The 2295-nt window shown below is 70.0% G+C and carries 4 protein-coding genes and 1 pseudogene; 3 read left to right on the top strand and 2 right to left on the bottom strand.

Annotated elements, in window-relative coordinates; all coding sequences use genetic code 11:
• Nucleotides 1-113: zinc ribbon domain-containing protein (locus ACNPQM_RS43930; protein WP_418088389.1), on the top strand; the 113-nt coding region annotated here is incomplete at its 5' end.
• Between the two features lie 326 nt (nucleotides 114-439).
• Nucleotides 440-1396, top strand: coding sequence for a CPBP family intramembrane glutamic endopeptidase (locus ACNPQM_RS43935; RefSeq protein WP_418088387.1), 957 nt, complete (start codon nucleotides 440-442; stop codon nucleotides 1394-1396).
• 207 nt (nucleotides 1397-1603) lie between these two features.
• On the opposite strand, the gene ACNPQM_RS43940 is transcribed toward ACNPQM_RS43935, so the two are convergent.
• Together ACNPQM_RS43940 and ACNPQM_RS43945 are read right to left on the bottom strand one after the other, a co-directional pair.
• On the bottom strand, nucleotides 1604-1840 hold the full coding sequence (locus ACNPQM_RS43940) for an IS3 family transposase (RefSeq protein WP_418088390.1): 237 nt from the start codon (nucleotides 1838-1840) through the stop codon (nucleotides 1604-1606).
• Nucleotides 1838-2041: pseudogene (locus tag ACNPQM_RS43945) on the bottom strand (DDE-type integrase/transposase/recombinase); the annotation flags it as partial. The gene ACNPQM_RS43940 and the pseudogene ACNPQM_RS43945, both read right to left, overlap by 3 nt.
• Nucleotides 2042-2073: 32 nt before the next feature.
• On the opposite strand from ACNPQM_RS43945, the gene ACNPQM_RS43950 reads away from it, so the two are divergent.
• Nucleotides 2074-2295, top strand: a 222-nt coding sequence (locus ACNPQM_RS43950) for a hypothetical protein (protein WP_418088388.1), incomplete at its 3' end; no start/stop codon positions are given.

Consider the following 2295-nt stretch of genomic DNA (forward strand, 5'->3'; position numbering starts at 1 on the left):
CCCAGGAGAAGTTCCACTGCGTCTCGTGCGGCCACCACGCACACGCGGACACAGTGGGCGCCCTGAACGTCCTACGGGCCGGGCTGGTCCGTCGCAAAGCCCAACCGGCATAGCGAGAAGCCCCCTCGTTTACGAGGGGGAGGAGTCACAACGTCTTCGAGCGTAGATCGCGGCCGCGGTGGTGAGCACCGGCCCCCTGGGTGGAGTCGTCACCAGGGATAGAGACCGTTCATGCCAGGGGTTGATGACGGGGCCGGGACCCACTGGGCAGACTTTGACCATGAACGGCAGCAGTCAACACCATGATTTTCAGGGCATGCAGGGCGATCAGAGCGCCCAAAGCGGGAGAAGCAGCGGCGGTGCGAGCGGGGTGCCGGGGGCGGGAGCGTACGGCGCTCCCGGTCCGTACGGCGTGCAGGACCTGAACAACGGTGCAGCCATGGCGGATTCGCCGCTTCCCTACCACCGGCTGGCCCGGATCACCCTGCGGTACAGCTGGTGGCGACCGCTGGTAGGGACCCTGGTCGCGTTCGGGCTATACCTGCTCGTCACCGGTGCGCTGTACGCCGTCGTGGACGAACTGGCCGCGGGCCGGGGGTACGCCACAGGGGCAGACGGCACAGCCAAGTTGAGCCCCATTCCGGACACCGCACTCGATCTGGCCTTGCTGGCCATGGCGATTCCCTTCGTCCTGCTCACCGTACGCTGGATAGGCGGGCGTCCGGCCGGCACGGTCTCCTCCGTCACCGGGAGGCTGAGATGGGGCTGGCTGGGGCTGTGCGCGCTGCTGGCCGCGCCGATCGTCTCCGTGGCGATGTTCGCCTCAATGCTCCTGCCCGGGGACGGCGGCGGCGCGGGGTTCGAGTGGGCGGGCTGGGGGTTCTTCCTGCCTGCGCTGGGCATGCTGCTGGTGCTGATCCCGTTCCAGGCGGCGGCCGAGGAGTATCTCTTCCGCGGCTGGCTGACGCAGGCCGCCGGGGCCTACTTCCGGCCTCTGTGGCTGGCCCTGACACCGCAGGCCGTGCTGTTCGCGCTTGCCCACGGCCTGGGCACCCCCTGGGGCTTTGCGGACCTGGTGGTGTTCGCCGTGGCAACGGGCTGGCTGACCTGGCGGACGGGCGGCCTGGAGGCGGCCATCGGGCTGCACTGGATCAACAACCTGATCGCCTTCGTCCTGTCTGCCGCCACCGTGGACGGGCTGGCGGCGGACGAGACGGCGGCGGACGCGGGCGGGTTGCTCGTCGCGGTCGATGTCGCGAGCATCCTGCTGTACGCGGGGGCGGTGGTCTGGCTGGCCCGCCGCCGCAACCTGGACCGTACGACGCCGGCCCCGGTCATACCCGTGCTGCCCCCGGTCGCCTTCTCCGGACATCCCTTGGCCCTGCCCCGTTCGTAGCCTCGTCCCGGAAGCAGCGAAAGGCGCGGACGTCGGCGTTGAACAGGTCGGGCTGTGGGTGTCGTCCCGGGTGGGGGCTGGATGACGGAGTGGCAGGGACCCGAGTGAGGGGACCTCGTTCGCTGATCCGGTGGTGGCCTGGGCGGTGTACTCCGACGGAGAGGCCAGAGCTATTGAAGCTTCCCCGTGATCTTGGACACGTCCGTGTTACGCCGCGAGGGTCTGGTCTTGTTGGTAGCGCAGGCGTGTCTCGTGGGGCGTGAGGTAGCCCCAGTTGATGTGTTTGCGTAGTCTGCGACGGTTGTAAAAGGTCTCGATGAACGTGAAGATCTCGGCTCGGGCGGTGGCCCGGTCGGGCCAGAAGCGGGTGCCGATCTCCTCCTTGAGGACGGCCCAGAAGCTCTCGGCCGCGGCATTGCCGTAGCAGATCCCGGTCCGGCCCATGCTCTGTCGACCGTTCAACTCTCTTATCTTTGCCCGTAGTTGAGTCGACGTGTATTCCGATCCGCGATCCGAGTGGATCACACAGTGGGGCTGCAGGCGACCGAGGTTCGCGGCCATGTCGAGGGCATCGACGACGAGTTCGGCCCGGTGGTGGTCGGCCATCGAGTAGCCGATGATCTCGCGGGTGGCGAGGTCGAGCCACGCTGCGAGGTCTGGGTTCCGGGCCGTTCGCGGTGCGCTCCTCCGCCGTGGGCGAGGACGCCGTCAAGGCGTCATTCGCCGGCCAGCTGCACACCACTCTCGGCGCGACCACTACGGCGCAGGTGGCCGTGGGGGGGGGGGGCCCCCCCCCCCCCCCCACCCCCCCCCCCCCCCCCCCCCCCCCCCCCCCCCCCCCCGCCCCCCCCCCCCCGGGGGGGGGGGGTAGGGGGGGGGGGGGGGGCCGCCGCCGCGGC

Source organism: Streptomyces sp. NPDC056231 (assembly GCF_048270745.1).
Taxonomy (GTDB): Bacteria; Actinomycetota; Actinomycetes; order Streptomycetales; family Streptomycetaceae; genus Streptomyces.